Genomic DNA, 24529 nt, shown 5'->3' on the forward strand with positions numbered 1-24529 from the left:
GGCTCTTGCGCCCCGCGCAGGCCGTGTCGCTCCCATAGGCGCACTGAGCCGTTGGCACGGCTTGTGCTGGTGAGAGTGGCAGCAGCAGGGATCACAACTACCCGGAACCGACAATGCTTTCCCCCGTCGCTCGCGCCGCCCTGACCGTAGCCCTGGTTGGAAGTTCCGCGTCCCTTGCTGGTGCGCAGACCTTTGCGGATCTGGCGTACAACAGCCCGACCAACCCGAGTTTCCCGACGCAGTGGAACTCCCACCTCTGCCAGTGGGGGGGACAGGCGATCGGGCCGAACTACGCGGGATCGACCTGGACCGGTTTTGCGGCGCTCGACCTCCGCGACTATCTCTTCTCCGGGGGGCAGAGCACGCAGGGGCGCTGCTTCGTGAACGGTCGGAGCTCGGCGACGGGCTTCTATCAGGGCGTTTCGTCGGCCGAGTCGCTCACGGGGTATCAGCAGCAGTATGCGGCCTACAACCCCAGCGCCACGAATGTGGTAGCGGTCGGGTCCGGCACGGCCTCGATTCAGCGGTCGACGGCGTTCACCCTCGAGTCGATGCTGGTGGGCGCCGGGTGGGGCAACGTGTCCAATCTGAACATCACCGGCTGGCGGAGTGGCACACAGGTGTGGTTCCGCGATTTCAGCTTTCTGGGGACCGGCGGCATGACGCAGGCGTTCGGTATGGCGGGGCTGATCGATGAGATCCGCTTCGCGGCCACCTACGATGCCGGCGCCTTTGCCGATCCGTACGATTCGGTGAACGAGCAGCTCGGCTACGGTATCGCCAATCCCACCCCGTACCGGACGTACTTCATCGACAATGTCGCGGTGGCGGTGCCGGAGCCGGCGTCGCTGGCGCTGGTGGCGGTCGGTCTGGCAGGATTGGCGGGCGTGGCGCGCCGTCGCCGGGTCCGCTGAGCGGCCCAACGGGTGGGGCGCGGCCTCGGCCACTGAGCCGGGGGAGCCCAGCGGTACACGGTTGTGGGGCAGCACTCTTGGCGGCTCGGTCCGGGTTGACTTCCAGGACCGAGCCGTTCATGTTGAAAGTCTGTCGGAAACGGCTCCGGAACCTCGGATCAGACGGAATTGATCGCGGGGCCTGGTGCCGCCTCCCGGATAGCCAACTCAACGTCGTGTCTGGAGTCCGCAGTTCTCCGGATGTGGCGCGCCAGGGTCCCCACTCGCGCAGCAGCGGCGAGCGTACCCGGCGACAGCGGATGGATACCGCTCCCTCATGGGAGGTCTGGTCCAGCCGTTTTTTTGCTGGTTCACTTTGTACACTCACTGCGTCGCTCTGGCGGCGCTGACCGAGAACTATGCCGCGTACGACCCCGCTCGAGCATTACCGCAATATCGGCATCATGGCGCACATCGATGCCGGCAAGACGACGACCACCGAGCGCATCCTCTACTACACGGGGAAGTCGCACAAGATCGGTGAAGTCCACGATGGCGCCGCCACGATGGACTGGATGGAGCAGGAGCAGGAGCGCGGCATTACGATCACGTCGGCCGCGACGACCTGTTTCTGGATGCGTCACGGCCAGTCGCACGAAAAGGGGAACGGCCCCGAGTTCCGGATCAACATCATCGACACGCCGGGGCACGTGGACTTCACCGTCGAGGTGGAGCGTTCGCTGCGCGTGCTCGACGGCGCGGTGACGCTGCTCGATTCGGTGGCCGGTGTTGAGCCACAGACCGAAACGGTGTGGCGTCAGGCCGACCGTTATCGCGTGCCGCGCATGATCTTCTCGAACAAGATGGATCGCGTGGGCGCGAACTTCGATCGCTGCCTCGCCATGATCCGTGACCGCCTGAGCAAGCGCGCGTTCCCGCTGCAGCTGCCGGTCGGTTCGGGTGAGACGTTCACGGGGCACATCGACGTGCTCGAGCGCAAGCAGTACATCTTCCACGACGAGACGATGGGCAAGACGTTCTCGGTGGTCGATGTGCCGGCCGAGTTCCGGGACGCGTGTGAAGCGGCGCGCCACGAGGCCATCGAAGCGGCCGTGGAGCACGACGAAGCGCTGATGGAGAAGTATCTGGCGGGCGAGGAGCTCTCGATGGACGAGATCCGTCGCGCGATTCGTCAGGCGACGATCGCGATGGAGTTCGTGCCGGTGCTTTGTGGGGCCTCGTTCAAGAACAAGGGCGTGCAGGCGCTGCTCGACGCGGTGATCGACTATCTGCCGGCGCCGATCGACGTGCCGGCCATCCAGGGACACCTGCCGCATCACGACGAGACGTTCATCGATGCGCCGATCAAGGACGAGGCGCCGTTCGCGGCGCTGGCGTTCAAGATCGCGACCGACCCGTTTGTGGGGAAGCTGACCTTCTTCCGCGTGTACTCGGGCGTGCTCAACTCGGGCAGCTACGTGTACAACAGCACGAAGGACAAGCGCGAGCGCGTGGGTCGTCTGTTGCAGATGCACGCCAACAAGCGTGAGGAGATCGAAGAGGTGCGCGCTGGCGACATTGCCGCGGCGATCGGTCTCAAGGACACGCGCACGGGCGACACGCTGTGCACGGAAGACAACCCGCTCATCCTCGAGGCCATGAAGTTCCCGGCCCCGGTGATCGACGTGGCGATCGAGCCGAAGACGAAGGCGGACCAGGACAAGCTCGCCATCGCGCTGCAGAAGCTGGCCGAAGAGGATCCGACGTTCCGCGTGCGTTCCGACGCCGAGACGGGGCAGACGATCATTGCCGGCATGGGCGAGCTGCACCTCGAGATCATCGTCGATCGCATGATGCGCGAGTTCAAGGTCGACGCGAACGTGGGGCGCCCGCAGGTGGCCTATCGCGAGACGATCAAGAAGCGCGTCGAGAAGATCGAAGGCAAGTTCATCCGTCAGTCGGGTGGTAAGGGTCAGTTCGGCCACGTGGTCATCAACATGGAGCCGTCCGAGCAGGGGCAGGGCTTTGTGTTCGAGGACAAGATCGTGGGCGGTGTCATTCCGCGCGAATACATCGGCCCCGTGGAAGCGGGCATCAAGGAGGCGCTGGAGAACGGTGTGCTGGCCGGCTACCCGGTGGTGGACATCAAGGTTCAGCTGACCTTCGGCTCGTACCACGAAGTCGACTCGTCGGAAATGGCGTTCAAGATTGCCGGCTCGATGGCGTTCAAGGAGGCGGCCCGTCAGGCCAGCCCCTGCCTGCTGGAGCCGGTGATGAAGGTCGAGGTCGTGAGCCCGGAAGCGTACATGGGCGACGTCCTCGGCGACCTCTCCTCGCGTCGCGGCAAGATCGGCGGCATGACGCAGCGTGGTGAGGCGCAGGTCATCTCGGCCACGGTGCCGCTGGCGGAGATGTTCGGCTACTCGACGCGCCTGCGCAGCATGTCGCAGGGGCGCGCGGTCTACTCGATGGAGTTCTCGCACTACGAAGAAGTGCCGAAGTCGAAGGCCGAAGAGATCATCAGCAAGGTGAAGGCGTAAGCCTCACCCCTCATTCACTACCCAAGCACAGACAGAACCATGGGCAAGGCAAAGTTCGAGCGGAACAAGCCGCACGTGAACGTGGGTACGATCGGCCACGTCGACCACGGCAAGACGACCACGACCGCGGCGCTCACGAAGATCTCGGCGGACAAGGGCTACGGCACCAAGTACGTCGCGTACGACGAAGTCGCCAAGGCGTCGGAGTCGCAGGGGCGTCGTGACAGCACGAAGATCCTCACGATCGCCACGTCGCACGTCGAGTACGAGACGGCGAACCGTCACTACGCGCACGTTGACTGCCCGGGTCACGCCGACTACGTGAAGAACATGATCACGGGTGCCGCGCAGATGGACGGCGCGATCCTGGTGGTCTCGGCGGTGGACGGCCCGATGCCGCAGACGCGTGAGCACATCCTGCTGGCGCGCCAGGTGAACGTGCCGAAGGTCGTGGTGTTCCTCAACAAGTGCGACCTCGTGGAAGACGAAGAGCTCCTCGACCTCGTCGAGCTCGAAGTGCGCGAGCTGCTCTCGAAGTACAACTACGACGGTGACGATGCCCCGGTGATCCGTGGCGCGGCCTACCCGGCGATCCAGGGCGAGCAGAAGTGGATCGACAAGATGCAGGAGCTGTACGACGCGCTCGACAGCTACATCCCGGAGCCGGTGCGTGAAGTCGACAAGCCGTTCCTCCTCCCGGTCGAAGACGTGTTCTCGATCACGGGTCGTGGCACGGTGGCGACGGGTCGTATCGAGCGCGGCATCATCAAGGTCGGCGAAGAAGTGCAGGTCGTGGGCTACAACAGCGAGAAGAAGACGACCGTCACGGGCGTCGAAATGTTCCGCAAGCTGCTCGACGAGGGCCAGGCCGGTGACAACGTCGGTCTCCTCCTCCGCGGCATCGCGAAGGAAGACATCGAGCGCGGCATGGTGCTCGCCAAGCCGAACTCGATCAAGCCGCACACGAAGTTCACGGCCGAGGTGTACGTCCTCACGAAGGAAGAGGGTGGCCGCCATACGCCGTTCTTCAAGGGCTACCGCCCGCAGTTCTACTTCCGCACGACGGACGTGACGGGCAACATCGAGCTCCCCGAGGGGATGGAGATGGTGATGCCGGGCGACAACGTGACGATGACGATCGATCTCATCATTCCGATCGCCATGGAAGAGCAGCTGCGCTTCGCCATCCGCGAGGGTGGCCGTACGGTCGGCGCCGGCGTCGTGACCAAGATCCTCGCCTAACACTGCGAACCGATCGGTTCCGGGTTTTGGGTTCGGGTTCCGAGTACTGAGTGACTCGGAACCCGCAACTCGAACTCACGACCCGCGACTGATTCGTTCCGAACCGAGATACAGATGGCTGGCCGCATTCGCATTCGCCTCAAGGCATTTGACCACGCCGTGATCGACCAGGCTTCGGCGGACATCGTCCGCACGGCCGAGAAGACCGGCGCGTCGGTATCGGGCCCGATCCCGCTGCCCACGAAGACGCAGCGTTGGACGGTGCTCCGTTCGCCGCACGTCGACAAGAAGTCGCGTGAACAGTTCGAACTGAAGACGCACAAGCGCGTGATCGACATCCTCGATTCGCGGGCCGGCACGGTGGACGCGCTGACGAAGCTCGATCTTCCGGCGGGCGTGGACGTCGAAATCAAGGTCGAGTAGTCGACCGGCGGGACGCAGGATGCAGGACGCAGGACGCAGGACGCAGGACAGCGAGAGTTCACGTCGCGGCAGGGCCTCTTCGGGGGCGGCGACGCGTACTGATGGTGCTGCACAGGGCGGCACCATCCACAGTCCAACGGTGATCCATGGGGGATCACCGCGACTCGTACGGAGTGAGTTCATTCATGATCGGCATCATCGGCAAGAAGCTGGGGATGACCCAGCTGTTCAACGAGCAGGGGCAGCAAGTGCCCTGCACCGTGGTGGAGGCCACGCCCAACCCCGTCACGAAGGTGATGACGGCGTCGGAGGCGGGCTTTGCCGCCGTGGAGCTCGGATATGGCGCGCAGCGGACGGCGCGCCCCAACAAGAAGGGTGAGCGCACGCCCAAGGGCGATCGCGCTACGAAGGCGGAGCTGGGCCACGCGAAGAAGGCCGGCCTCGAGGCCGCGCCTGCCGTGCTCAAGAGCTTCCGCCTCGACGACGCGCCGGCGAACGGCGACGTTCCCGCGTACAGCGTGGGCGACGTGATCAAGGTGGACATCTTCACCCCCGGTGAGCGGGTGAAGGTCACCGGCACGTCGAAGGGTCGCGGGTTCCAGGGTGTCGTGAAGCGCCACGGTTTCGGTGGCGGTCCGAACACCCACGGTAACACCAAGCACCGCAAGCCCGGCTCCATTGGCGCGGGCACCGACCCGTCGCGCGTCATCAAGGGCAAGAAGATGCCCGGCCAGTACGGCAACAAGCAGCACACGGCGATCAGCATCCGCGTGGAGAAGGTGGATGCCGAGCGTAACCTCATTTATCTGCGCGGCAGCGTGGCGGGGCCGACGAACGGCATCGTCTTCGTGCGGAAGCAGGGCTGATCATGACGACGGAAACCAAGACCTTCGAGGCGCCGGTGTACTCGGCGCAGGGGAAGCAGGGCGGCATGCGCCAGCTCCCCGAGGGCACGTTCGACGGCATCGTGAACGTGCCGGTCATGCACCAGGCGGTGAAGGCGTACCTCGCCAACCAGCGTCAGGGCACGGCCAAGACCAAGACGCGCGGGGAAGTCACCGGCGGCAACCAGAAGCCGTGGAAGCAGAAGGGCACCGGTCGCGCCCGTCAGGGCTCGACGCGCGCGCCGAACTGGCCGGGCGGTGGCACGGTGTTCGGCCCGCAGCCGCGCAGCTACACGCAGATCGTCCCGAAGCAGGTGCGGCAGCTGGCTCGCAAGAGCGCGCTGAACGCTCGCGCCCGTGAGCAGGCCGTACTCCTCGTTGACGCGCTGTCGTTCAGCGCGCCGAAGACCAAGGCCATGACGCAGCTGCTCGCGTCGCTCGGGGTGGCCGAGAAGAAGGTGCTGCTCCTCACCGACGGCGTGAAGTCGAACGTGTACCTGAGCGCCCGCAACCTCGGTCGCGTGATGGTTCTGCCGTACTCCGACGCCAGCACGTACCACATTCTCTGGTCGGATGTGGTCGTGATCGAGTCGGCCGCGCTCACCCACAACTCCGCGGAGGGCTAAGCGATGAGTCTCTATCGTACCATCGTGCGCCCGATTGTCACGGAGCGCACCTCGGCCGCGTACCAGGATCGCGGCGAGTACACGTTCGAAGTGGCGCCGAGCGCCACGAAGCACGCCATCAAGGCGGCCGTCGAGCAGCTGTTCGGCGTGAAGGTCACTGGCGTGTGGACGTCGAATGCGCGCGGGAAGGCGCGCCGCGTCGGCCAGTCGATCGGTCGCCGCCCCCACACCAAGAAGGCGATCGTGAAGCTGCGTGACGGCGACACCATCGCGATCTTCGAGGGCTGAGACCAATGGGTATCCGTCAGTTCAAGCCGGTCACGAAGGGCACGCGCTTCCGCTCGGTCTCCGATTTCGCCGAGATCACGCGCAGCACGCCCGAGAAGTCGCTGGTCGAGCCGCTCAAGAAGTCGGGCGGGCGCGACAACCACGGCCACATCTCGATGCGGCGCATCGGTGGCGGCCACAAGCGCATGTATCGCGTCATCGATTTCAAGCGCGACAAGCACGGGGTGCCGGCGACCGTCGCGCACATCGAGTACGATCCGAACCGCTCGGCGCGCATCGCGCTGCTCGAGTACGCGGACGGTGAGAAGCGGTATATCCTGCACCCGAAGGGGCTGAAGCAGGGGGATACGGTGGTGTCGGGTCCGGGCAGCGACGTGCGCACGGGCAACGCGATGCCGCTGAAGGAAGTGCCGCTCGGCACGTCGGTGCACAACATCGAGCTGAAGATCGGCAAGGGCGGCCAGATGGCGCGCTCGGCCGGGACCTTCGCCCAGGTCGTGGCGAAGGAAGGCGATTACGTCACGCTGCGCCTGGCCTCCACGGAGATGCGCCTCGTGCACGGCAACTGCGCGGCGACGATCGGTGAAGTGGGCAACGCCGAACACGAGCTGCAGTCGCACGGCAAGGCAGGCAAGAGCCGTTGGCTCGGCAAGCGCCCGAAGGTGCGTGGTGAAGTCATGAACCCGGTGGATCACCCGCATGGTGGCCGCACGCGCGGCGGCCGGAACGTGGTGAGCCCGTGGGGCAAGAAGGAAGGCGTCAAGACGCGCAACAAGAAGAAGGCGTCGACGCGTCTCATCGTGCGCGGCCGCAAGCGCGGCCGGGCCACGCAGTAACCGCCAGGCGAGACGAGAACCGATATGTCGAGAAGCATCAAGAAGGGTCCGTTCGTCAGCGAGCGCCTGGAGGCGAAGGTGGTTGCGATGAACGCCAAGAGCGAGAAGAAGGTCGTGAAGACCTGGTCGCGCGCGAGCACGATTCTGCCGGAGTTCGTGGGGCACACGTTCGCGGTGCACAACGGGAACAAGTTCATCCCGGTGTACGTGACGGAAAACATGGTGGGCCACAAGCTGGGCGAGTTTTCGCCAACGCGTCTGTTCCGCGGTCACGCGGGGCAGAAGACGGACGCGAAGAAGTCCGGCAAGGGAGGCAAGTAATCCATGGCCAAGACCATGAAGGCCGGCATCGAGGCGCGGGCCATCCAGCGCACCACGCGGCAGTCGCCGTACAAGATGCGCCTGGTGATCGACCAGATCCGGGGTCAGCGCGTGAACGACGCGCTGGCACTGCTGAAGTTTTCGAAGAAGCACGCGGCTGAGCAGATCGAGAAGACGCTCAACAGTGCCGTGGCGAACGCGGAACAAGCGGCCCGTGCCGCCAACACGTCGCTCGATGTCGACGCGCTGGTGATCACGAAGGCCATCGTGAACGAGGGGCCGAAGCTCAAGCGTTGGACGCCGGCGGCCATGGGCCGTGCGACGCCGATGCTGAAGCGGACGAGCCACGTGGAGATCGTCGTGACGGAGGCGGTGCGCTAATGGGACAAAAGACCAATCCGATCGGCTTCCGCCTCGGCGTCACGAAGAACTGGCGTTCGACGTGGTATGCCAAGAAGGAGATGCCGGCGCTGTTGAAGGAAGACGCGCTGCTGCGCAAGTACCTGAAGGCGCGTCTGGACAACGCGGCGATTGCCGACGTGACGATCGAGCGCAAGCCGGGGAAGGTCGTGGTGACCGTCCACACGGGGCGTCCGGGCGTGGTGATCGGGAAGAAGGGCGCGGAAGTCGACAAGCTGCGTGACGAGCTCGCTCAGCTGACGGGGAAGGAAGTCGGCATCAACGTCGAAGAGATCAAGCGCCCCGAGGTGGAGGCGCAGCTGGTCGCCGACAACATCGCCGCGCAGCTGTCGCAGCGCATTTCGTTCCGCCGCGCCCTCAAGCGCGCGGTGCAGAGCGCGATGCGCATGGGTGCGCTGGGGATCAAGGTGAAGGCCGGCGGCCGCCTCGGTGGCGCCGAGATCGCGCGCGTGGAAGGGTACATGGAGGGCCGGGTGCCCCTTCACACGCTGCGCGCCGACATCGACTACGCGACGAGCACCGCGAAGACCACCTACGGCACCATTGGTGTGAAGGTGTGGATCTTCAAGGGCGAGATCGTGGAAGATCGTCGCGGCAAGACCTACTCGACCGGCAACTGAGGAACTGAGAGATGCTGAGTCCGAAGCGGGTCAAGTTCCGCAAGATGTTCAAGGGCCGCACGACCGGCCTGGCGTACCGGGGGAGCGATCTCTCGTTCGGCACGTTCGGCCTCCAGGCGCTGGAGCCGGGGTGGGTGACGAGCCGGCAGATCGAAGCGTGCCGCGTTGCGATGACGCGTCACATCAAGCGTGGTGGCAAGGTTTGGATCCGCATTTTCCCGGACAAGCCGATCACGAAGAAGCCGGCGGAAACCCGCATGGGCAAGGGCAAGGGATCGCCGGAGTTGTGGGTGGCGGTGGTGAAGCCGGGCCGAGTGATGTTCGAGATCGAGGGGGTGACACGGGAACTCGCCGAGACGGCGATGGCCCTGGCCGCCGCGAAGCTCGGCGTGAAGACCAAGTTCGTCGCACGCGAGGAGGCGGTGACCAATGAAGGCTGAAGAGATCCGCGGACTGGCTGACGACGAGCTCGTGTCCCGCATTGCGGAGCTGGAGGAGGAGCGTTTCCGCCTCCGTTTCCGCAGTGGCACCGAAGCGCTGGAAGAGCCGCTGCGGTTGCGCAGCATCCGCAGGGACATCGCGCGCCTCAAGACGGTGCAGCGCGAGCGCCAGCTCGCCGGCCGTGGCCGCTAACCGAGATACGACTGATGGCTGAGACGAAGAACGCGAGCGCCGCGCAGAACGGCGCCCCCGACCGCACGGCGCGCAAGGTGCGCGTCGGACTGGTGGTGAGCGACAAGATGGAGAAGACGGTGGTCGTGCGAATCGACCGCCGCATGCCGCACCCGCAGTACGGCAAGATGGTGACGAAGACCCGCAAGCTGAAGGCTCACGACGAGGAGAACTCGGCGAAGGTCGGCGACACGGTGCGCATCATGGAGACCCGGCCCTTGTCGAAGGACAAGCGGTGGCGCGTGGTCGAGATCGTCGAACGCGCGCGCTAAGGGGAGACGACGATGATTCAGCAGGAATCGGTAGTGAAGGTGGCGGACAACAGCGGTGCGAAGCGTGCCCTGGTGATCCGCGTGCTGGGCGGGACGCGCCGGCGGTATGCGGGGTTGGGTGACCGCGTGATCGTGGCGGTGAAGGATGCCCTGCCGAACGGCACGGTGAAGAAGTCCGATGTGGCGAAGGCCGTGGTGGTGCGCACGGTCAAGGAGACGCGCCGCAAGGACGGTTCGTATATCCGCTTCGACGAGAACGCGGTCGTGATCATCAACGACAACGGCGAGCCGAAGGCGACGCGTATCTTCGGCCCCGTGGCGCGCGAGCTTCGCGAGAAGCGCTACATGAAGATCGTCTCGCTGGCGCCCGAGGTGCTCTGAGATGCGGAAGAACGTGTACTACAAGACGGATCGCGGGCAGCGCCTCGGCGCCGCGCGTCACGCCCTGAAGGCGTCGCGCGAAGCGATCCACGTCACCAAGGGTGACACCGTCCGCGTGATGCGCGGCGACGACAAGGGGAAGGAGGGGAAGGTTCTCCAGGTGTACCCCAAGACGGGCCGCATCAAGGTGGAAGGGATCAATATCGTGAAGAAGCACCGCAAGGCGCGCACGGCGGAGGAGACGAGCGGCATCGTGGAGATGCCGGCGCCCTTCCATGCGTCGAACGTCATGCTGCTCGATTCGAAGACCGGCAAGCCGACTCGGGTTCGCGCCCGGCTCGACAAGGACGGCACGAAGGAGCGCATCGGCGTGAAGAGCGGTGAAGTCATTCCCCGCGCGCGCTGACGGAGTAACTGGACATGGCGACGAAGGAAAAGGGCGCAGCCAAGGGTGGCGCCAAGGGTGGAGCGAAGGGCGGGGCCAAGGTCGGCGGCGCGAAGGGCGGCGCCGGTCAGAAGGGCGGCAAGGCCGGCAAGCAGGCGGGTCAGGGACGCGCGGCGGTCGACTTCACGAAGCGTGATCATGCGGGCGCCGGTTTGCCGGTGGCCGCGCCGCGACTGAAGGCGTACTACGAGCAGACCGTGCGTGCGCAGCTGGCCACGCAGTTCGGGTTCACGAACCCGCACCAGATCCCGACGCTCACCAAGATCGTGATCAACTGCGGCGTGGGTGAGGCCGTAAAGCAGCCGAAGCTGCTCGACGTGGTGGTGGAAGAGCTCGCGCTGATCACCGGCCAGAAGCCGGTGCGCCGCAAGGCGAAGAAGTCGGTGGCGAACTTCGGCCTGCGTGAAGGGCAGGAGATCGGCGCCTCCGTGACCATGCGTGGCGCGCGCATGTGGGAGTTCCTCGACCGCTTCGTGACGGTGGCGTGCCCGCGTATCCGCGACTTCCGCGGTCTGGGCACGAAGTCGTTCGACGGCCGTGGCAACTACACGCTCGGCATCAAGGAGCAGCTGATCTTCCCGGAGATCAACTACGACATGGTCGAGCAGGTGCACGGCATGGACATCACGTTTGTGACGACGGCCGAGAAGGATGCGCACGCATTTGCGCTGCTGCACCAGCTGGGCATGCCGTTCCGTGGCGACGACAAGCCGGTGACGCCGAAAGTGGCGCAGCCGAGCGCGGCCTAACCGAGACGAGAGCAGATGGCGAAGACGAGCAAGCTGGCCCGCAACGCCCAGCGCAAGGAGCTGGTGGAGCGGTTTGCCCAGAAGCGCGCGGCCCTGAAGGCCGTGATCAGCAGCCCCAAGAGCACGCCGGAGGAGGTGCAGGCCGCGGTAAACGCGCTGCACAAGATGCCGCGGAATTCGTCGGCAACGCGTGTGCGTAACCGCTGCAGCATGAGCGGCCGCCCCCGCGCCTACCTGCGGCACTTCGGGCTGAGCCGCATTGCGCTCCGGGACATGGCCCTCAATGGCCTGATCCCCGGCGTGCGCAAGGCGAGCTGGTAACAGCAGAACGGCGGTGGCGTCCCCTTGGGGGCGTCGCCGACCTGCTGGTTCAATTCGAGCTGTGGGCTTGGCGTACGGGCCAGGCGGGGTGAGATTGCAAGGCTCCCCCCGCGGGGCGCGGCGCGCCGTTCCCGGAGCTCGCCCATTCTTTCACTTCCTACCGGTCCGCCTCGGCGGCGGATACCCTAGGAGACATATCAGAGCATGAGCCTGAACGACCCTATTGCCGACATGCTGACGCGGCTTCGCAACGCGTGTGCCTCCCGGCACCGCCGCGTCGACATGCCGGTCTCGAAGATCAAGATCGAGATCGCGCGCATCCTCAAGGAAAACTCCTTCGTGCAGGACTACCGCGTGGTCGAGCTCGAGGATGGCAAGAGCGTGCTGCGGGTGATTCTCAAGTACGCGCACGGTGGCCAGTCGGTCATTCGGCAGGCCAAGCGGATTTCGACGCCCGGTCTGCGGAAGTACGTGGGCGTGTCGGAAATCCCCCGCGTCCGCAACGGCCTCGGCATGGCCATCCTGAGCACGTCGAAGGGCATCATGTCCGACCGTGATGCGCGCACTGCCAATACCGGCGGTGAACTCCTCGCCCTCGTCTGGTAAGGAGACGCATACACATGTCGCGTATTGGTAAGCGCCCGATTCCGGTTCCGGCCGGCGTGACCGTGGCGATCTCCGGCAGCCACATCACGGTGAAGGGGCCGAAGGGCGAACTCGCCCGCGTGCTCCCGGCCGAGATGATCGTGGCGCACGAAGGTGCAGAGATGCAGGTGAAGCGTCCGTCGGATGAGGAGCGCCACAAGGCGCTGCACGGTCTGACGCGCACGCTGGTGGCCAACATGGTCGAAGGCGTGACGACGGGGTTCAAGAAGGTCCTCGAGATCACAGGCGTCGGCTACAAGGCCGAGATCAAGCCCTACGGCGCGCTGCTGTCGCTGGGGTTCTCGCACCAGATCGAGTACAAGGCGCCGGCTGGCGTGTCGATCACCGCACCGAATCCCACCACGGTGGTGATCGAAGGTGCGAGCAAGGAGCTCGTGGGCCAGGTGGCCGCCGAGATCCGCAGCTTCCGCAAGCCCGAGCCCTACAAGGGCAAGGGCGTCAAGTACCAGGGCGAAGTCATCCGGCGCAAGGCCGGTAAGGCCGGAGGCAAGTAATGGCGAAGATCGCGATCCCGCGTACGAACGCGGAGAAGCGCAAGCGTCGGCATCTGCGCGTGCGCAAGGCAGTGAACGGGACGCCGGAGCGTCCGCGCCTGGTAGTATTCCGTTCGCTCAAGCACATCTACGCCCAGATCGTGGACGACGTCGCGCAGCGTACGCTGCTGACCGTCGGCGACGAGAAGCTGAGCGGTACGAAGTCCGAGCGCGCCTTGGCGGTAGGCAAGGCGGCGGCGGAGAAGGCGAAGGCGGCGGGTATTTCGAAGGTGGTCTTCGATCGCGCCGGTTACCAGTACCATGGCCGCGTGAAGGCCGTTGCCGAAGGCGCCCGAGAGGGCGGCCTGGAGTTCTGATCATGGCAGACGCACAGAATCAGGGTGGCGCTCCGGCGCGTGGTGGACGTGGCCCCGGCGGCGGCGCAGGCCGTGGCCGTGGTGGCCCGGGCGGTGGTCGTGGGCGCGGCGGTCCGGGCGGTGGCCCGGGCGGCGGCCGTGGCCGTGGCCCCGGTGGCGAAGGTGGCGGTCAGGGCGGCCGGGACGGCCGTGGCCGTGGCCCCGATCGCGGCGGCCCGCAGCAGGAGCGCGAGCAGAGCGATCTGGTCGAGAACGTGATTGCGATCAACCGCGTGGCGAAGGTCGTGAAGGGTGGCCGCCGGTTCTCGTTCAACGCGCTTGTCGCCGTGGGCGATGGCCAGGGCAAGGTGGGCTATGCCACCGGCAAGGCGAACGAAGTGTCCGAGGCGGTCCGCAAGGCCGTGGAGGCCGCGCGTCGCAGCATGGTGGCCGTGCCGCTCACCGGCTCGACGATCCCGCACGAGGTGGTCGGCAAGCATGGCGCCGGTAAGGTGCTCATGAAGCCGGCCGCTCCCGGTGCCGGCGTGATTGCCGGTGGTGCGGTGCGCGCGGTGCTTGAGTGCGCCGGCATCCACGATATCCTCACCAAGTCGCTCGGCTCGACCAATCCGCACAACATGGTGCGGGCGGCGATCGACGGGTTGACGCACCTCATCACCGTCGAGCAGGCGGCGAAGGAGCGCGGCATCGAGGTCTCGCAGATCGGGTACAAGTCGCGGGCGAAGTCGAAGACGGAAACGGTGAGCACCAGCAAGGCGGCCGTGGTGGCCGCGGAGGTGGCATAATGCCGCGTACGTTTGTGTGGCATCCGTCCAAGGGCCCGGCCAAGACGCCGAAGCTCGAGAAGCCGACGGATGGCAAGGTGCAGATCACGCAGGTGCGCAGTGCCATCGGCCACTCGTGGCGCATGCGCGCCACGCTGGCGGCGCTGGGCCTGCGCCATCATCAGGCGACGGTTGTGCAGCAGGATTCCGCCTCGCTGCGTGGCCAGCTCAAGAAGGTGCGTCACCTGGTTCAGGTGACGCCGGTGGAGGGGTAATCCATGGCGAATGACGCCGAGAAGACCGAGCAGATCGGTCTGCACAACCTGAAGCCGGCGCCGGGCTCGCACCGCTCGCGTCGCCGGGTGGGTCGTGGTCCGGGCTCCGGCCTGGGCAAGACCTCCGGCAAGGGTCACAAGGGCTCCATGGCGCGTTCCGGCCATGGCGGTCCCGGTGGCGGCAAGCCGCATTTCGAAGGCGGCCAGATGCCGATCACGCGTCGCATTCCGAAGCGCGGCTTCACCAATCCATTTCGTGAAGAGGCGCAGCTGGTGCGCCTCACGGATCTGGCGCGGGTGGCCGGTGACGAAGTGACGACGGAAACGCTGGTGGCTGCCGGCCTCATGCGCGAGGGCCAGGGGCCCGCGAAGCTGCTCGCCAACGGTGAAGTTTCGCGTGCGGTGACGGTGAAGGGCGTGAAGGTCAGCGCCTCCGCCAAGGCGAAGATCGAGGCGGCCGGCGGCCGCGTCGAAGGCTGACGGAGAGCATTCAGCGCATGGCAGACCAGAACAACGCGGCGGCGAACGCTGTCGCCAACATCTACCGGACGCCTGAGCTGTGGGCGAAGATCACCTTCACGTTCCTGTGCATGGTGATCTATCGCGCCGGCTCGCATATCACGGCGCCCGGGATCGACGTCCAGGCGCTGACCGACTACTTCACCCGCCAACAGGGCGGGGGGCTTCTCGGCCTCTACGACATGTTCGTGGGTGGTGGTCTCTCACGTGCCACCGTGTTTGCGCTCGGCATCATGCCCTACATCTCGGCGAGCATCTTCGTCCAGATCGCCGGGGCCGTGCTGCCGAACGTGGACAAGATGCAGAAGGATGAAGAGGGGCGGAAAAAGCTGACGCAGTACACCCGCTACCTCACCGTGGTGCTGGCGCTCATCCAGGCATACGGCTTCGCGCTGTTCACGGCGTCGTTGCCGGCAGCGGTGTCGCGGCCCGGCCCGTGGTTCACCGTGCAGATGATGCTCTTCCTCACCACGGGCGCGATCTTCGTGATGTGGCTGGGCGAGCAGATCACCGAGCGTGGTTTGGGCAACGGTGCCTCGCTGATCATCTTCTTTTCGATCGTCGAGCGCATGTGGCCGTCCATCTTCCAGTCCTTCAACTTCGTCACGACCGGAGCGGTGTCGCCGCTCACGCTGGTGGTGTTGGCGATCGTCATGGTGGCGGTGGTGGCGGGCGTGGTGGCGATCACCGTGGCGGCCCGCCGGGTGCTCATCCAAATCCCGCAGCGCACGATGGCGCGGGGCCGACAGCGTGAGGCGGCGCGCAACTTCATTCCGTTGCGCATCAACACCGCCGGCGTCATGCCGATCATCTTCGCCCAGTCGGTGATTGTCATCCCCGGCGCGCTGGCCCAGTTCAGCGGCAACGCGAAGCTGCAGGAGATCGCGGAGTACTTCAATCCGCAGGGCCCGAATCCGTGGCTCTACTTCGTGCTGTCGGCCGTGCTCATCATGCTGTTCACGTACTTCTACACGTCCATCATCTTCAATCCGGTCGACCTGGCCGAGAACCTGAAGAAGCAGGGCGGATTTGTGCCGGGGATCAAGCCGGGCGCGAAGACGGCGGAGTACATCGAGCAGGTCGTGGAGCGCATCACGCTGCCGGGCGCGATATTCCTTACGGTCATCGCCCTCATGCCGATCGTGATCGCCCGCCTCGTGAACGTGCCCTTCGCCTTTGGTGGCACGTCGCTGCTGATCGTGGTTGGTGTGGCGCTCGATACCATGTCGCAGATGCAGCAGCACCTGCTGCTCCGCAAGTACGACGGCTTCATGAAGAAGGGTCGTGTCAAGTTCCGCGGTCGTCAGGCGACCCAGGGCGGCTTCTAAACTCCTCCAATGATCATCGTCCTGCTTGGACCTCCAGGCGCGGGCAAGGGAACACAAGGCGAGCGGCTAGCCGCTCGCCTTGACGTTCCCAAGATCGCGACTGGCGATGTCCTCCGCGCCGCGGTCCGTGACGGCACTCCACTTGGTCTCGAAGCCAAGGCAGCCATGGATCGCGGCGATCTCGTCCCCGATGCGGTCATCATGGGGATCATGAAGGAAGCGCTCGCGTCGCCCATGGCGGCGAAGGGAGCCATCCTCGACGGCGTCGTACGCACCACGCCGCAGGCCGAGGGGTTGGCGGAAACGCTCGCCACCCTCGGGCGGACGCTCGACGCGGTCTTGCTCTTCGAGGTGGATGAAGAGGAGCTGGTGCGTCGGCTCAGCGGCCGCACCACCTGCGACGTATGCCAGCGTCCGTTCTTCGGGCGTGAGCCCGGCGAAGCCTGTGGGGTGGACGGGGACGCGCCCCAGGGGACCCTCGTGCGTCGCAGGGACGACGAACCCGAGGCCATTCGCAAGCGCATGCAGGTCTATCGCGACCAGACGGCGCCCGTCATCGACTGGTACTCGGCCCAGGGCGCCAACATGGTGCGCGTCGACGCCATCGGTTCGCTCGAGGATGTCGAAGCGCGTGTGCACGCGGCGCTCGGACTGACGTGATGGCGTTTGGGAACAGCGCGCCGGCGACGTTGCTCAAGTCGCCGCGCGAGATCGACATCATGGCGCGGGGCGGGGCAATTTTGCACGCCACGCTCATGCAGGCCAAGGCACACGTGCGAGCCGGGATCTCCACCCTCGAGCTCGACCAGGTCGTGGAGAGCTTCATCCGCTCGCACGCCGGCGCCGAACCCGCGTTCAAGGGGTTGTACGGATTCCCAGGGAGCGCGTGCATCTCCATCAACGAGGAGATCGTGCACGGGATTCCCTCGCGCAGGCGGCTCCTCAACGAGGGGGACATCGTGACGGTCGATGTCGGCGTGAAGCTCGAGGGGATGTACACCGACGCGGCGATCACCATTCCGGTGGGGCAGATCGACGCGGAGACGCAGCGGCTGCTGGATGTGACGCAGCGGTCGCTGGAGGCAGGCATCGCCGCCGCCACGCCGGACAATCACGTGGGCGATATCGGCGCCGCCGTGCAGACGGTGGTGGAGGCGGCGGGCTTTGGGGTCGTGCGCGAGCTCGTCGGACACGCCGTGGGCTTCTCACCGCACGAGGAGCTGCAGATCCCCAACTACGGGAAGCCGAAGCGCGGGAAGAAGCTCAGCGTGGGGCTCACGATCGCCATCGAACCGATGGTCAACGTGGGGACCGCGAAGACGCGCACGCTCAGCGACAAGTGGACCGTGGTGACCGCCGATGGCAAGCGTTCGGCGCACTTCGAGCACACGGTGGCGATCACCGAGAACGGACCGCGCATTCTGACGCTGCCGGGCTGACGATCTCCCGCCCCGATGGGGTTACCGGGGAGACATGGCCCGCTCCGCCGCCGCCTCGGCAATACGGGCATGCATTGCCGCGGCATCGAGCAACTTGCGAGCTTCACTGGCCAGCGCGGCACCGCGCTCGGCGCCGGCCTGGTCGAGTGAGGCCACATTGATGCGCACGTTGAGCACGGCGCCCTTGCACGCGGCTTCGGCGAGCAACGCGCCCACGCAGGCGTCGCTGACTGCGTTACTGTTGCCCCGCTCGGCAAGGGCGGCGGCAAGCGCTCCCACCTCCACGGCGGTCCGGGCCGTTTCCAACGGCACTTCGGCGGCCCCAATGAGCGCTTCGCGAACGGCGGACGCGCGGGCGGCCTGCTGGTCGTCGGACTCCTTGGGGAGCTGGTACGCGCTGCGGACGGCTTCGTATGACTGCGCATCGCGTTCCACGAGGGCATTGAGCGTGCGCCGCAGCGACGTGGCCAGGAGCGCGAGCTGCTTCATCTCCTCCTCCACGGCCGCGTACTTCTTCTTGCCAATGGTCAGCCCGGCGACCATCTGCGCCAGCGCGGCGCCCAGTGCCCCCGCGTGCGCGGCCACACTCCCGCCGCCGGGCGTGGGCGTGGGGCCGGCCACGCTCGACATGAAGCCGTCCACGGTTTCGCCGCCGCTCATGACTTCCCGCACTTTCGTTTCGAGCAGCATGCCCTTGTGGAAGCTGCGCAGCTGGATGTGCCGGGCGCCCGCGTCGAGGATGACGCGCTCGGGCACCAACCCGACGATCTCGCTCCACGTGGGCGCCACGCCGTAGGCTGCCGCTTCGGTCTTTACGAAATCGAAGACCCGATGCAACGGCGTCTTCTCCGTATCCACGAGATTCATGCTCACCTGGGCCTGGCCGTCCACTTCCATGCCCAGTCCCTTCACGTAGCGCAACCCGCCGCTGGAGCCGCGAATGGCCTTCGCGACTTCCTTGGCAACGGGGAGGTTGCTCCGGTCGCCCAGGTACACGTTGTACGCCACGAGGAAGGGACGGGCTCCGACGGCCGTGGCGCCGGCGGTGGGGTGCAACTGCGCCTCGCCATAGTCGGGCCGGCGGGCCGGGTTGGCGCGCACGTCGTCACGCAGCCCCTCGAACTCCCCCCGACGCACGTCGGCGAGATTCTCGCGCGTGGGCGTGGTGGCCGCGCGCTCGTACAGGTACACCGGAATGCCCAGTTCACGCGCGGCCCGCTCCCCCAACGCGCGTGCCAGCGCAATGCAATCGTCCATCGTGGCGCCATCGAGCGGAATGAACGGCACGACATCGGTCGCCCCGATGCGAGGATGCTCCCCCTGATGACGGGTGAGATCGATGCGATCGCGCGCTTCGCGCATGGCCGCCAGCGCTGCCGGTACCGCCGCCTCGAGCGTCGCGACGAACGTGATGACGGTGCGGTGGTGTGACGGATCGCTGGACACATCGAGTACGTGCGCACCGCTGGTGGTGGCAATGGCATCGCGGATGGCCGCGATGACGGTGGGATCACGGCCTTCGGAGAAGTTGGGGACGCACTCGACGAGGGGCATGGGGCTGGCTCAGTGGTTGTCGTGGCGAAACCGCATGCGCGGAGTCGCGCCGGAGCGGAGGAGCGGAGGAGCGGAGTCGTGGCGGAGCGGCGAGGTCGCGGGAGGTGTCAGGCCACACCCATCAGTTCGCGGGCGCCCTGGTCCGGTCGTTGAGGATATCGAGAAACCAGTCGTGCAACACGCCATTGGACGCCACGACGGGGCCGCCGATGAGGCGCGCATCGTGGCCATCCAGGTCGGTGACCCTGCCGCCCGCTTCGCGCACGAGGAGCACACCGGCGGCCAGGTCCCATGGGTTGAGCCACAGTTCCCAAAAGCCGTCGAAGCGACCGTTGGCCACGTCGGTGAGATCCAGCGCGGCGCTGCCGGCGCGTCGCATGCCGGCGGTCACCGGCATGAGGCGACGCATCATGCCAAGGTAGCGCTCGGCGTACGACACATCGCGAAAGGGGAAGCCGGTGCCGATAAGGGCGCGCGCGGGGTCCACGATGCTGGACACATGCATGGGCTGCCCGTTGACGTGGGCTCCGGTACCCGCCGCGGCCGTGTAGATACCGCCGCGCGCGACGTCATGAATGACGGCCGCCTGCGGTACGCCGTCGAGGGCAATGCAGATGGAGACGCCGTAGCTGGGGAAGCCATGAAGGAAGTTGGTGGTGCCGTCGAGCGGGTCGACGATGGCCACCAGTCCGGTCTCGGGATCGGCGTCGTTGCTCAACTCCTCCCCCACCACGCGCAAGTCGGGTACCTGCGACAGCAGGACGTCGCGAATGCGCTCCTCGGCCCCCAGGTCCACGTGGCTCACGAAGTCGGTGGCGCTCTTGGCCTCCCACGCAATGGCTCGGTGGGTGCGCGCCTCATGGGCGATGAAATCGGCGGCCACCTGCGCGGCGGCGGTGGCGGCAGCAAGCCAGAGGTGACGGTCGGCGGAGGACATGCGTGGAAACTGGCGAGGGGCGCCACGAAACTGCAGGAGGCAGACGGCCGCGCCGCCCCCACACCGCCGTCCGCCATTGCTGTTGGCCGCCTCGGCGGTGTTGGCTACGTTACCTCCATGGCACGCATCTTCTCCGGCATCCAGCCCTCGGGCGAACTCCACATCGGCAACTATCTCGGTGCCGTCAAGAACTGGGTGAAGCTCCAGGGGGAGCACCCCGGCGCCATTTACTGCGTGGTGGATTATCACGCCATCACGGGGGCCTACGATCCGGCCGTGCTGCGGGCGCGGCGCTGGGGCATGGCCAAGAGCCTGCTGGCGTCCGGCATTGATCCGGCGCAGGCGATCCTCTTCATGCAGAGCGACGTGCCCGAGCACACCGAGCTGTCGTGGATCTTCACCACGATCACGCCGCTGGGGGACCTCGAGCGCCAGACGCAGTTCAAGGACAAGTCCTCAAAGCTGGAAAGCATCCCGGCCGGTGTGCTCATGTATCCGGTGCTGCAGGCGGCCGACATTCTCCTGTACCGCGCCGACAGCGTACCGGTGGGCGAGGATCAGATCCAGCACCTGGAGCTCGCGCGCGACACATCGCGCAAGTTCAACGCCAAGTTCGACGTGGCATACTTCCCCGAACCCAAACCGCTGCTCACCCCCACGCGGCGCATCCTTGGACTCGACGGCAACGCCAAGATGTCGAAGTCGATGGGGAACACCATCGGGCTGCTGGAGAGTGACGACGAGATCTGGCAGAAGCTGCGGCCGGCGATGACCGACCCGCAGCGGGTGCGAAAGAGCGACCCGGGGCGCCCGGAGGTGTGCAATATCTTCCAGCTGCACAAGGCGTTCAATGCGGAGCACACCGTGGCGCAGGTGGCCGACCAGTGCAGCACCGCGGGGTGGGGGTGCATGGACTGCAAGAAGGTGCTGCTGGAGGGGATGGTGCAGGAGCTGACGCCCATCCGTCGGCGGAGCGCCGAGCTCGACGCCGAGCCGTCGCGGGTGCTGGACGCGCTGGCGGACGGCGGGCGCGCCGCGCGGGCGATTGCCCAGCAGACGATGGGAGAAGTGCGGGAAATCATGGGGCTGAGCGGGCTGCCGGCCACGTAAATCCCGGCGCGTGTGACGGCGGGGCCACCGGCGTGACACCGGCGTGACACCGGCCCCCTGTCACGTTGCCGGAACTCTTGCAGGGTCGTCCCGGAACCGGGAGCACGTGAGCCGCGTGCGTCCGTTTCCTTCGAGCCGACCAAGAGACCGTGGCAATCGAACGCATCATCAAGGCAGCCGTCGAACGTGGGGCATCCGACGTGCACATCAAGGCGGGCGACGTCGTGCGCGCCCGCATTGACGGGCGGTTGGTGGTGCTGACGAAGCAGGCGCTCACGGCCGAGCAGACGCGAGCCATCGCGCTGCACCTCGTGAGCAACGATGCCGACCGCGCGACGATCGACACGCTGCGCGACTTCGACTGCTCCTGGGCGGCCCCCGGGGTGGGCCGGTTCCGCGTGAACATTCTGCGGCAGCGGGCGTCGCACTCGATCGTGATGCGCGTAATTCCCGAGAGGGTCCCTACCATGCAGTCACTGGCGTTGCCCTCGGTGCTGGCGCGTATTGCGCACACGGAGCGTGGCATGGTGCTGGTGACGGGCGTGACCGGATCCGGCAAGTCGAGCACGATGGCGGCGCTGGTGAACGAGATCAATGCGAGCCACGAGAAACACATTCTCACGCTCGAGAACCCAATCGAATTCCTCCACAACGACATCAAGAGCTCGGTGACGCAGCGCGAGGTGGGGATCGACACCGACACGTTCCGCATGGGACTGCGCGCCGCGCTCCGGCAGGATCCCGATGTGATCCTCATCGGCGAAATGCGCGATACCGAGACGATCGACACGGCGATGAAGGCGGCGGAAACGGGGCACCTGTTGATCTCCACGTTGCACACCCCCGACGCCGTGACCACGGTGATGCGCATCGTGGCGATGTTCCCGCCAGAGGAGCAGCTGGTGGTGCGCATGCGTCTGGCGGAATCGCTGCACGCGGTGGTGTCGCAGCGCCTGTTGCCGCGCAAGAGCGGACAGGGGCGTGTGGTGGCCGCCGAGGTGATGATCAACACCAGCACCATTCGCGACCTCATCGCCGAGGGGCGCATTGCCGAGATCCGCGACTACATCGCCGACGGGTCGCAGTACGGCATGCAGACCTTCGACCAGCACCTCACGGAGCTGGTGCACAGCGGCGTGGTGGATTTCGAGGTGGCCAGGGGCGCGGCGACCAACCCCGCCGACTTCGAGCTGTCGTTCCGCATGGGGCGGAGCCGCAAGACGCCCATCGCCGGGCAGACCATCAAGCCGACGGCCATGCCGGGGCTGTCGGCCACCACGCGACCGGCGGTGCCGGCGCCGGCGCCACTGGGCGCCAACCCGCTCGGCACCGGGCAGCGGCTGCCCCCGCTCGCCACGCGTCCAAGCGGTCACGGCATGGTGACGAGCCCCAACCCCCTGCAGAGCGACGCGATCTTCGGCAGCGGATTCGAGAATCTTTTCGGGCAGTAGCACGCGGGCCGGGCACGGGCAGGGCGTACGCAGGGGGACGAGGGCTGGGGAGCCGGGCGCCGGAGAATGCGCACGGCAGGCCTCGCGCGGGTGGGGAGGCTGCGGCAACTTTGATGCATGCCCAACCTCTCCGTCGCCCAGCTGGGCGGGCTCATGGTGCCCGCCATTTCCACGTTCACGCCGAGCGGTGAACTCGATGGCGCTGCCTTTCAGCGCAATCTCGATGCGCACCTGGCCTTCGGTATGGATGGCGTGCTGGTGGGGGGATCGAGTGGCGAGTCCGCCCTGCTCGAGAACGACGATCGGCGACAGCTGCTGGCGTGGGCGCGCGAGCGCATCCCGCAGGACAAGTGGCTCATTGCCGGCATCGGCAGCGAAAGCACGCGTCTCACGATCCAGCGTGCGCGCGATGCCCGCGAGGCCGGGGCCGACGCGGTGCTGGTGATCTCCCCGCATTACTTCCTCAAGCGCATGACGGAGCGTGCCCTGCTGGCGCACTTCCACACCGTGGCGGACACGAGTCCGTTGCCGGTGATGCTGTACAACATGCCGGCGTATTCGCACCTCGTGCTGAGCCCGGCGTTCGTGCACGAGATGGCGCAGCATCCGAACGTGATCGGGATGAAGGACAGCGCCGGCAACCTCCCGGTGCTGCAGCAGTATCTCGAGGCGCAGGGCGACCAGTTCAAGGTCATCACGGGGAGTGGCGGAACCGTGGTTCCGGCGCTGACGGCTGGCGTGTCCGGGGCCATCCTGGCGATTGCCTTGTATGCCGGGCCGGCGGTGCGTCGCATGGTGGACACGTTCCGCGCCGGTGATCACGGGGCGGCCGCGGCCATGCAGAGTACGCTCACACCGCTGGCCACCGACATTGCCGGCGCCATGGGGCCGGCGGGAATCAAGGCGGCCATGGACCTCGTGGGGCTGCATGGCGGTCCCACGCGGGCACCGCTGCTGCCGGTGAGCGCGGAGGAGCTGGAGACCGTGCGGGAGCGGCTGGCGGGGGCGGGGCTGCTGTAGCCGCTGCGCTCATCACCTGAAAGTGGCACGTACGACTCACCACGCGAGTGATGCGTCGTGCGTTCGAGTATTGCGTGGTGCGTCCGCTCGCCGAAACCATGGCCCGCCCGGTGTCGTACGGAGGGGCATGATCGCCCTCACCCTGCTGGCCGTGGCGCTGGTCGTCGGTCTCCTGCTCGTCCCGCTGGGATTGCCGGGGCTGTGGGTCATGCTGGCTGCCACCTGCGGGTATTGGCTGGCGGTCCCCGGTGGCAGCGTGGGTGTGCTGACGGTGATCGTTGTGGCCACCCTGGTGATTGCCGCCGAGGTGGTGGAGTTCGCCGTGGCCGGGCGCTATGCGCGGCAGTACGGCGGTTCCCGCCGTGCCTCGTGGGGCGCCATTCTCGGCGGCCTCGTGGGGGCGGTGGTGGGGGTGCCGGTGCCGGTGGTCGGGTCCATGGTGGGCGCCTTCGCCGGCGCCTTTGGTGGTGCCCTGGTGGCCGAGCTCACGGTGCCACGCGAACGGCGTGGCGTCCCGGTGCAGGTGGCGAAGGGGGCGTTGATCGGTCGCGTGGTCGCAGCCGCCCTCAAGGTGGGGTTTGGGGTGGCCATTCTCTTTCTGGTCGGTGCTGCCGGTCTGGTGGGCCGGATGGCGGCGTCGGGCTGAGGGCCACACCGTCGAGTGTGCCCGACCTTCGGTGTGG

At 66.6% G+C, this 24529-nt stretch carries 33 protein-coding genes; 31 read left to right on the forward strand and 2 right to left on the reverse strand.

The window, feature by feature from the left end:
• The first annotated feature begins 113 nt into the window (after positions 1-113).
• The 27 genes from O9271_RS11010 (at position 114) to map (ending at position 17774) form a co-directional block, all read left to right on the forward strand.
• Complete coding sequence (locus O9271_RS11010) at positions 114-914, forward strand: PEP-CTERM sorting domain-containing protein (protein ID WP_298269473.1); 801 nt, start codon at positions 114-116, stop codon at positions 912-914.
• Positions 915-1312: 398 nt separating this feature from the next.
• Entirely contained in the window at positions 1313-3433 is a 2121-nt protein-coding gene (gene fusA / locus O9271_RS11015) for an elongation factor G (protein WP_291266635.1), read from the forward strand.
• 39 nt (positions 3434-3472) lie between these two features.
• Entirely contained in the window at positions 3473-4675 is a 1203-nt protein-coding gene (gene tuf, locus O9271_RS11020) for an elongation factor Tu (protein WP_291263168.1), read from the forward strand.
• 114 nt (positions 4676-4789) lie between these two features.
• On the forward strand, positions 4790-5098 hold the full coding sequence (gene rpsJ / locus O9271_RS11025) for a 30S ribosomal protein S10 (protein ID WP_012682361.1): 309 nt from the start codon (positions 4790-4792) through the stop codon (positions 5096-5098).
• Positions 5099-5283: 185 nt separating this feature from the next.
• A complete protein-coding gene (gene rplC, locus O9271_RS11030) occupies positions 5284-5964 on the forward strand; it encodes a 50S ribosomal protein L3 (protein WP_298269474.1) in 681 nt (226 codons plus the stop codon).
• A gap of 2 nt (positions 5965-5966) precedes the next feature.
• Positions 5967-6608 (forward strand): 50S ribosomal protein L4, encoded by a 642-nt coding sequence (gene rplD, locus O9271_RS11035; RefSeq protein ID WP_298269475.1) that lies wholly within the window; start codon positions 5967-5969, stop codon positions 6606-6608.
• A 3-nt stretch (positions 6609-6611) separates the two neighbouring features.
• A complete protein-coding gene (locus O9271_RS11040) occupies positions 6612-6896 on the forward strand; it encodes a 50S ribosomal protein L23 (RefSeq protein WP_291263165.1) in 285 nt (94 codons plus the stop codon).
• Positions 6897-6901: 5 nt separating this feature from the next.
• The gene (rplB, locus tag O9271_RS11045; protein ID WP_298269478.1) at positions 6902-7732 is read left to right on the forward strand and encodes a 50S ribosomal protein L2; all 831 of its coding nucleotides are present in this window, start codon (positions 6902-6904) and stop codon (positions 7730-7732) included.
• A 24-nt stretch (positions 7733-7756) separates the two neighbouring features.
• Positions 7757-8053: a 30S ribosomal protein S19 gene (rpsS, locus tag O9271_RS11050; protein ID WP_291263163.1), complete on the forward strand. Its 297-nt coding sequence runs from the start codon at positions 7757-7759 to the stop codon at positions 8051-8053.
• Between the two features lie 27 nt (positions 8054-8080).
• Positions 8081-8434 carry a 50S ribosomal protein L22 gene (gene rplV, locus O9271_RS11055; protein ID WP_291164293.1) on the forward strand — a complete coding sequence of 118 codons (354 nt, stop codon included), beginning with the start codon at positions 8081-8083 and terminating at the stop codon, positions 8432-8434.
• Positions 8434-9093 carry a 30S ribosomal protein S3 gene (rpsC, locus tag O9271_RS11060; protein WP_291263162.1) on the forward strand — a complete coding sequence of 220 codons (660 nt, stop codon included), beginning with the start codon at positions 8434-8436 and terminating at the stop codon, positions 9091-9093. Before rplV ends, rpsC begins: the two co-directional genes overlap by 1 nt.
• Positions 9094-9104: 11 nt before the next feature.
• The gene (gene rplP, locus O9271_RS11065) at positions 9105-9533 is read left to right on the forward strand and encodes a 50S ribosomal protein L16 (RefSeq protein WP_298269480.1); all 429 of its coding nucleotides are present in this window, start codon (positions 9105-9107) and stop codon (positions 9531-9533) included.
• Positions 9523-9726, forward strand: a complete 204-nt coding sequence (gene rpmC, locus O9271_RS11070) for a 50S ribosomal protein L29 (RefSeq protein WP_291263160.1) — start codon at positions 9523-9525, stop codon at positions 9724-9726. Before rplP ends, rpmC begins: the two co-directional genes overlap by 11 nt.
• Before the next feature lie 14 nt (positions 9727-9740).
• Positions 9741-10037: a 30S ribosomal protein S17 gene (rpsQ, locus tag O9271_RS11075; protein ID WP_291263159.1), complete on the forward strand. Its 297-nt coding sequence runs from the start codon at positions 9741-9743 to the stop codon at positions 10035-10037.
• 12 nt (positions 10038-10049) lie between these two features.
• Positions 10050-10418 (forward strand): 50S ribosomal protein L14, encoded by a 369-nt coding sequence (gene rplN, locus O9271_RS11080; RefSeq protein ID WP_012682372.1) that lies wholly within the window; start codon positions 10050-10052, stop codon positions 10416-10418.
• Between the two features lie 64 nt (positions 10419-10482).
• On the forward strand, positions 10483-10824 hold the full coding sequence (gene rplX, locus O9271_RS11085) for a 50S ribosomal protein L24 (protein WP_343213902.1): 342 nt from the start codon (positions 10483-10485) through the stop codon (positions 10822-10824).
• A gap of 191 nt (positions 10825-11015) precedes the next feature.
• Positions 11016-11612, forward strand: coding sequence for a 50S ribosomal protein L5 (gene rplE / locus O9271_RS11090; RefSeq protein WP_343213903.1), 597 nt, complete (start codon positions 11016-11018; stop codon positions 11610-11612).
• Between the two features lie 15 nt (positions 11613-11627).
• Positions 11628-11933: a 30S ribosomal protein S14 gene (rpsN, locus tag O9271_RS11095; RefSeq protein ID WP_298269485.1), complete on the forward strand. Its 306-nt coding sequence runs from the start codon at positions 11628-11630 to the stop codon at positions 11931-11933.
• 204 nt (positions 11934-12137) lie between these two features.
• Entirely contained in the window at positions 12138-12539 is a 402-nt protein-coding gene (gene rpsH / locus O9271_RS11100) for a 30S ribosomal protein S8 (RefSeq protein WP_298269488.1), read from the forward strand.
• A 14-nt stretch (positions 12540-12553) separates the two neighbouring features.
• Positions 12554-13093: a 50S ribosomal protein L6 gene (rplF, locus tag O9271_RS11105; protein WP_298269490.1), complete on the forward strand. Its 540-nt coding sequence runs from the start codon at positions 12554-12556 to the stop codon at positions 13091-13093.
• Positions 13093-13449, forward strand: a complete 357-nt coding sequence (gene rplR / locus O9271_RS11110; RefSeq protein ID WP_291263154.1) for a 50S ribosomal protein L18 — start codon at positions 13093-13095, stop codon at positions 13447-13449. Before rplF ends, rplR begins: the two co-directional genes overlap by 1 nt.
• Positions 13450-13451: 2 nt before the next feature.
• Entirely contained in the window at positions 13452-14234 is a 783-nt protein-coding gene (gene rpsE / locus O9271_RS18465) for a 30S ribosomal protein S5 (RefSeq protein ID WP_343213898.1), read from the forward strand.
• Positions 14235-14311: 77 nt separating this feature from the next.
• Positions 14312-14488 carry a 50S ribosomal protein L30 gene (gene rpmD / locus O9271_RS11120; protein WP_343213904.1) on the forward strand — a complete coding sequence of 59 codons (177 nt, stop codon included), beginning with the start codon at positions 14312-14314 and terminating at the stop codon, positions 14486-14488.
• Positions 14489-14521: 33 nt separating this feature from the next.
• The gene (gene rplO, locus O9271_RS11125; RefSeq protein ID WP_298269643.1) at positions 14522-14968 is read left to right on the forward strand and encodes a 50S ribosomal protein L15; all 447 of its coding nucleotides are present in this window, start codon (positions 14522-14524) and stop codon (positions 14966-14968) included.
• Positions 14969-14985: 17 nt separating this feature from the next.
• A complete protein-coding gene (gene secY / locus O9271_RS11130) occupies positions 14986-16335 on the forward strand; it encodes a preprotein translocase subunit SecY (protein WP_298269495.1) in 1350 nt (449 codons plus the stop codon).
• Positions 16336-16344: 9 nt separating this feature from the next.
• Positions 16345-16995, forward strand: a complete 651-nt coding sequence (locus tag O9271_RS11135; RefSeq protein ID WP_298269497.1) for an adenylate kinase — start codon at positions 16345-16347, stop codon at positions 16993-16995.
• Positions 16995-17774, forward strand: coding sequence for a type I methionyl aminopeptidase (gene map / locus O9271_RS11140; protein WP_298269500.1), 780 nt, complete (start codon positions 16995-16997; stop codon positions 17772-17774). Before O9271_RS11135 ends, map begins: the two co-directional genes overlap by 1 nt.
• Before the next feature lie 21 nt (positions 17775-17795).
• Here the strand turns inward: map and ftcD are convergent, their stop codons facing one another.
• Positions 17796-19328, reverse strand: a complete 1533-nt coding sequence (ftcD, locus tag O9271_RS11145; RefSeq protein ID WP_298269503.1) for a glutamate formimidoyltransferase — start codon at positions 19326-19328, stop codon at positions 17796-17798.
• Between the two features lie 121 nt (positions 19329-19449).
• Positions 19450-20265 (reverse strand): inositol monophosphatase family protein, encoded by an 816-nt coding sequence (locus O9271_RS11150; protein WP_298269506.1) that lies wholly within the window; start codon positions 20263-20265, stop codon positions 19450-19452.
• Between the two features lie 117 nt (positions 20266-20382).
• Between O9271_RS11150 and trpS the strand changes: the two genes are divergently transcribed.
• The 4 genes from trpS (at position 20383) to O9271_RS11170 (ending at position 24492) form a co-directional block, all read left to right on the forward strand.
• Entirely contained in the window at positions 20383-21375 is a 993-nt protein-coding gene (trpS, locus tag O9271_RS11155) for a tryptophan--tRNA ligase (protein ID WP_298269508.1), read from the forward strand.
• Between the two features lie 149 nt (positions 21376-21524).
• Positions 21525-22826: a type IV pilus twitching motility protein PilT gene (locus tag O9271_RS11160; protein ID WP_298269511.1), complete on the forward strand. Its 1302-nt coding sequence runs from the start codon at positions 21525-21527 to the stop codon at positions 22824-22826.
• Positions 22827-22943: 117 nt separating this feature from the next.
• Positions 22944-23846 carry a dihydrodipicolinate synthase family protein gene (locus O9271_RS11165; RefSeq protein ID WP_298269514.1) on the forward strand — a complete coding sequence of 301 codons (903 nt, stop codon included), beginning with the start codon at positions 22944-22946 and terminating at the stop codon, positions 23844-23846.
• A 127-nt stretch (positions 23847-23973) separates the two neighbouring features.
• Entirely contained in the window at positions 23974-24492 is a 519-nt protein-coding gene (locus tag O9271_RS11170) for a DUF456 family protein (RefSeq protein ID WP_298269517.1), read from the forward strand.
• The last annotated feature ends 37 nt before the right edge of the window (positions 24493-24529 follow it).

Origin of the sequence: Gemmatimonas sp. (assembly GCF_027531815.1) — a bacterium.
Taxonomy (GTDB): Bacteria; Gemmatimonadota; Gemmatimonadetes; order Gemmatimonadales; family Gemmatimonadaceae; genus Gemmatimonas.

Bases quoted from the DNA above. Each gene is read 5' to 3' on its own strand.
- O9271_RS11010 (WP_298269473.1), top strand. From the start codon at position 114: ATGCTTTCCCCCGTCGCTCGCGCCGCCCTGACCGTAGCCCTGGTTGGA.
- fusA (WP_291266635.1), top strand. From the start codon at position 1,313: ATGCCGCGTACGACCCCGCTCGAGCATTACCGCAATATCGGCATCATG.
- tuf (WP_291263168.1), top strand. From the start codon at position 3,473: ATGGGCAAGGCAAAGTTCGAGCGGAACAAGCCGCACGTGAACGTGGGT.
- rpsJ (WP_012682361.1), top strand. From the start codon at position 4,790: ATGGCTGGCCGCATTCGCATTCGCCTCAAGGCATTTGACCACGCCGTG.
- rplC (WP_298269474.1), top strand. From the start codon at position 5,284: ATGATCGGCATCATCGGCAAGAAGCTGGGGATGACCCAGCTGTTCAAC.
- rplD (WP_298269475.1), top strand. From the start codon at position 5,967: ATGACGACGGAAACCAAGACCTTCGAGGCGCCGGTGTACTCGGCGCAG.
- O9271_RS11040 (WP_291263165.1), top strand. From the start codon at position 6,612: ATGAGTCTCTATCGTACCATCGTGCGCCCGATTGTCACGGAGCGCACC.
- rplB (WP_298269478.1), top strand. From the start codon at position 6,902: ATGGGTATCCGTCAGTTCAAGCCGGTCACGAAGGGCACGCGCTTCCGC.
- rpsS (WP_291263163.1), top strand. From the start codon at position 7,757: ATGTCGAGAAGCATCAAGAAGGGTCCGTTCGTCAGCGAGCGCCTGGAG.
- rpsC (WP_291263162.1), top strand. From the start codon at position 8,434: ATGGGACAAAAGACCAATCCGATCGGCTTCCGCCTCGGCGTCACGAAG.
- rplP (WP_298269480.1), top strand. From the start codon at position 9,105: ATGCTGAGTCCGAAGCGGGTCAAGTTCCGCAAGATGTTCAAGGGCCGC.
- rpmC (WP_291263160.1), top strand. From the start codon at position 9,523: ATGAAGGCTGAAGAGATCCGCGGACTGGCTGACGACGAGCTCGTGTCC.
- rpsQ (WP_291263159.1), top strand. From the start codon at position 9,741: ATGGCTGAGACGAAGAACGCGAGCGCCGCGCAGAACGGCGCCCCCGAC.
- rplN (WP_012682372.1), top strand. From the start codon at position 10,050: ATGATTCAGCAGGAATCGGTAGTGAAGGTGGCGGACAACAGCGGTGCG.
- rpsN (WP_298269485.1), top strand. From the start codon at position 11,628: ATGGCGAAGACGAGCAAGCTGGCCCGCAACGCCCAGCGCAAGGAGCTG.
- rpsH (WP_298269488.1), top strand. From the start codon at position 12,138: ATGAGCCTGAACGACCCTATTGCCGACATGCTGACGCGGCTTCGCAAC.
- rplF (WP_298269490.1), top strand. From the start codon at position 12,554: ATGTCGCGTATTGGTAAGCGCCCGATTCCGGTTCCGGCCGGCGTGACC.
- rplR (WP_291263154.1), top strand. From the start codon at position 13,093: ATGGCGAAGATCGCGATCCCGCGTACGAACGCGGAGAAGCGCAAGCGT.
- rpsE (WP_343213898.1), top strand. From the start codon at position 13,452: ATGGCAGACGCACAGAATCAGGGTGGCGCTCCGGCGCGTGGTGGACGT.
- secY (WP_298269495.1), top strand. From the start codon at position 14,986: ATGGCAGACCAGAACAACGCGGCGGCGAACGCTGTCGCCAACATCTAC.
- O9271_RS11135 (WP_298269497.1), top strand. From the start codon at position 16,345: ATGATCATCGTCCTGCTTGGACCTCCAGGCGCGGGCAAGGGAACACAA.
- map (WP_298269500.1), top strand. From the start codon at position 16,995: ATGGCGTTTGGGAACAGCGCGCCGGCGACGTTGCTCAAGTCGCCGCGC.
- ftcD (WP_298269503.1), bottom strand. From the start codon at position 19,328: ATGCCCCTCGTCGAGTGCGTCCCCAACTTCTCCGAAGGCCGTGATCCC.
- O9271_RS11150 (WP_298269506.1), bottom strand. From the start codon at position 20,265: ATGTCCTCCGCCGACCGTCACCTCTGGCTTGCTGCCGCCACCGCCGCC.
- trpS (WP_298269508.1), top strand. From the start codon at position 20,383: ATGGCACGCATCTTCTCCGGCATCCAGCCCTCGGGCGAACTCCACATC.
- O9271_RS11165 (WP_298269514.1), top strand. From the start codon at position 22,944: ATGCCCAACCTCTCCGTCGCCCAGCTGGGCGGGCTCATGGTGCCCGCC.
- O9271_RS11170 (WP_298269517.1), top strand. From the start codon at position 23,974: ATGATCGCCCTCACCCTGCTGGCCGTGGCGCTGGTCGTCGGTCTCCTG.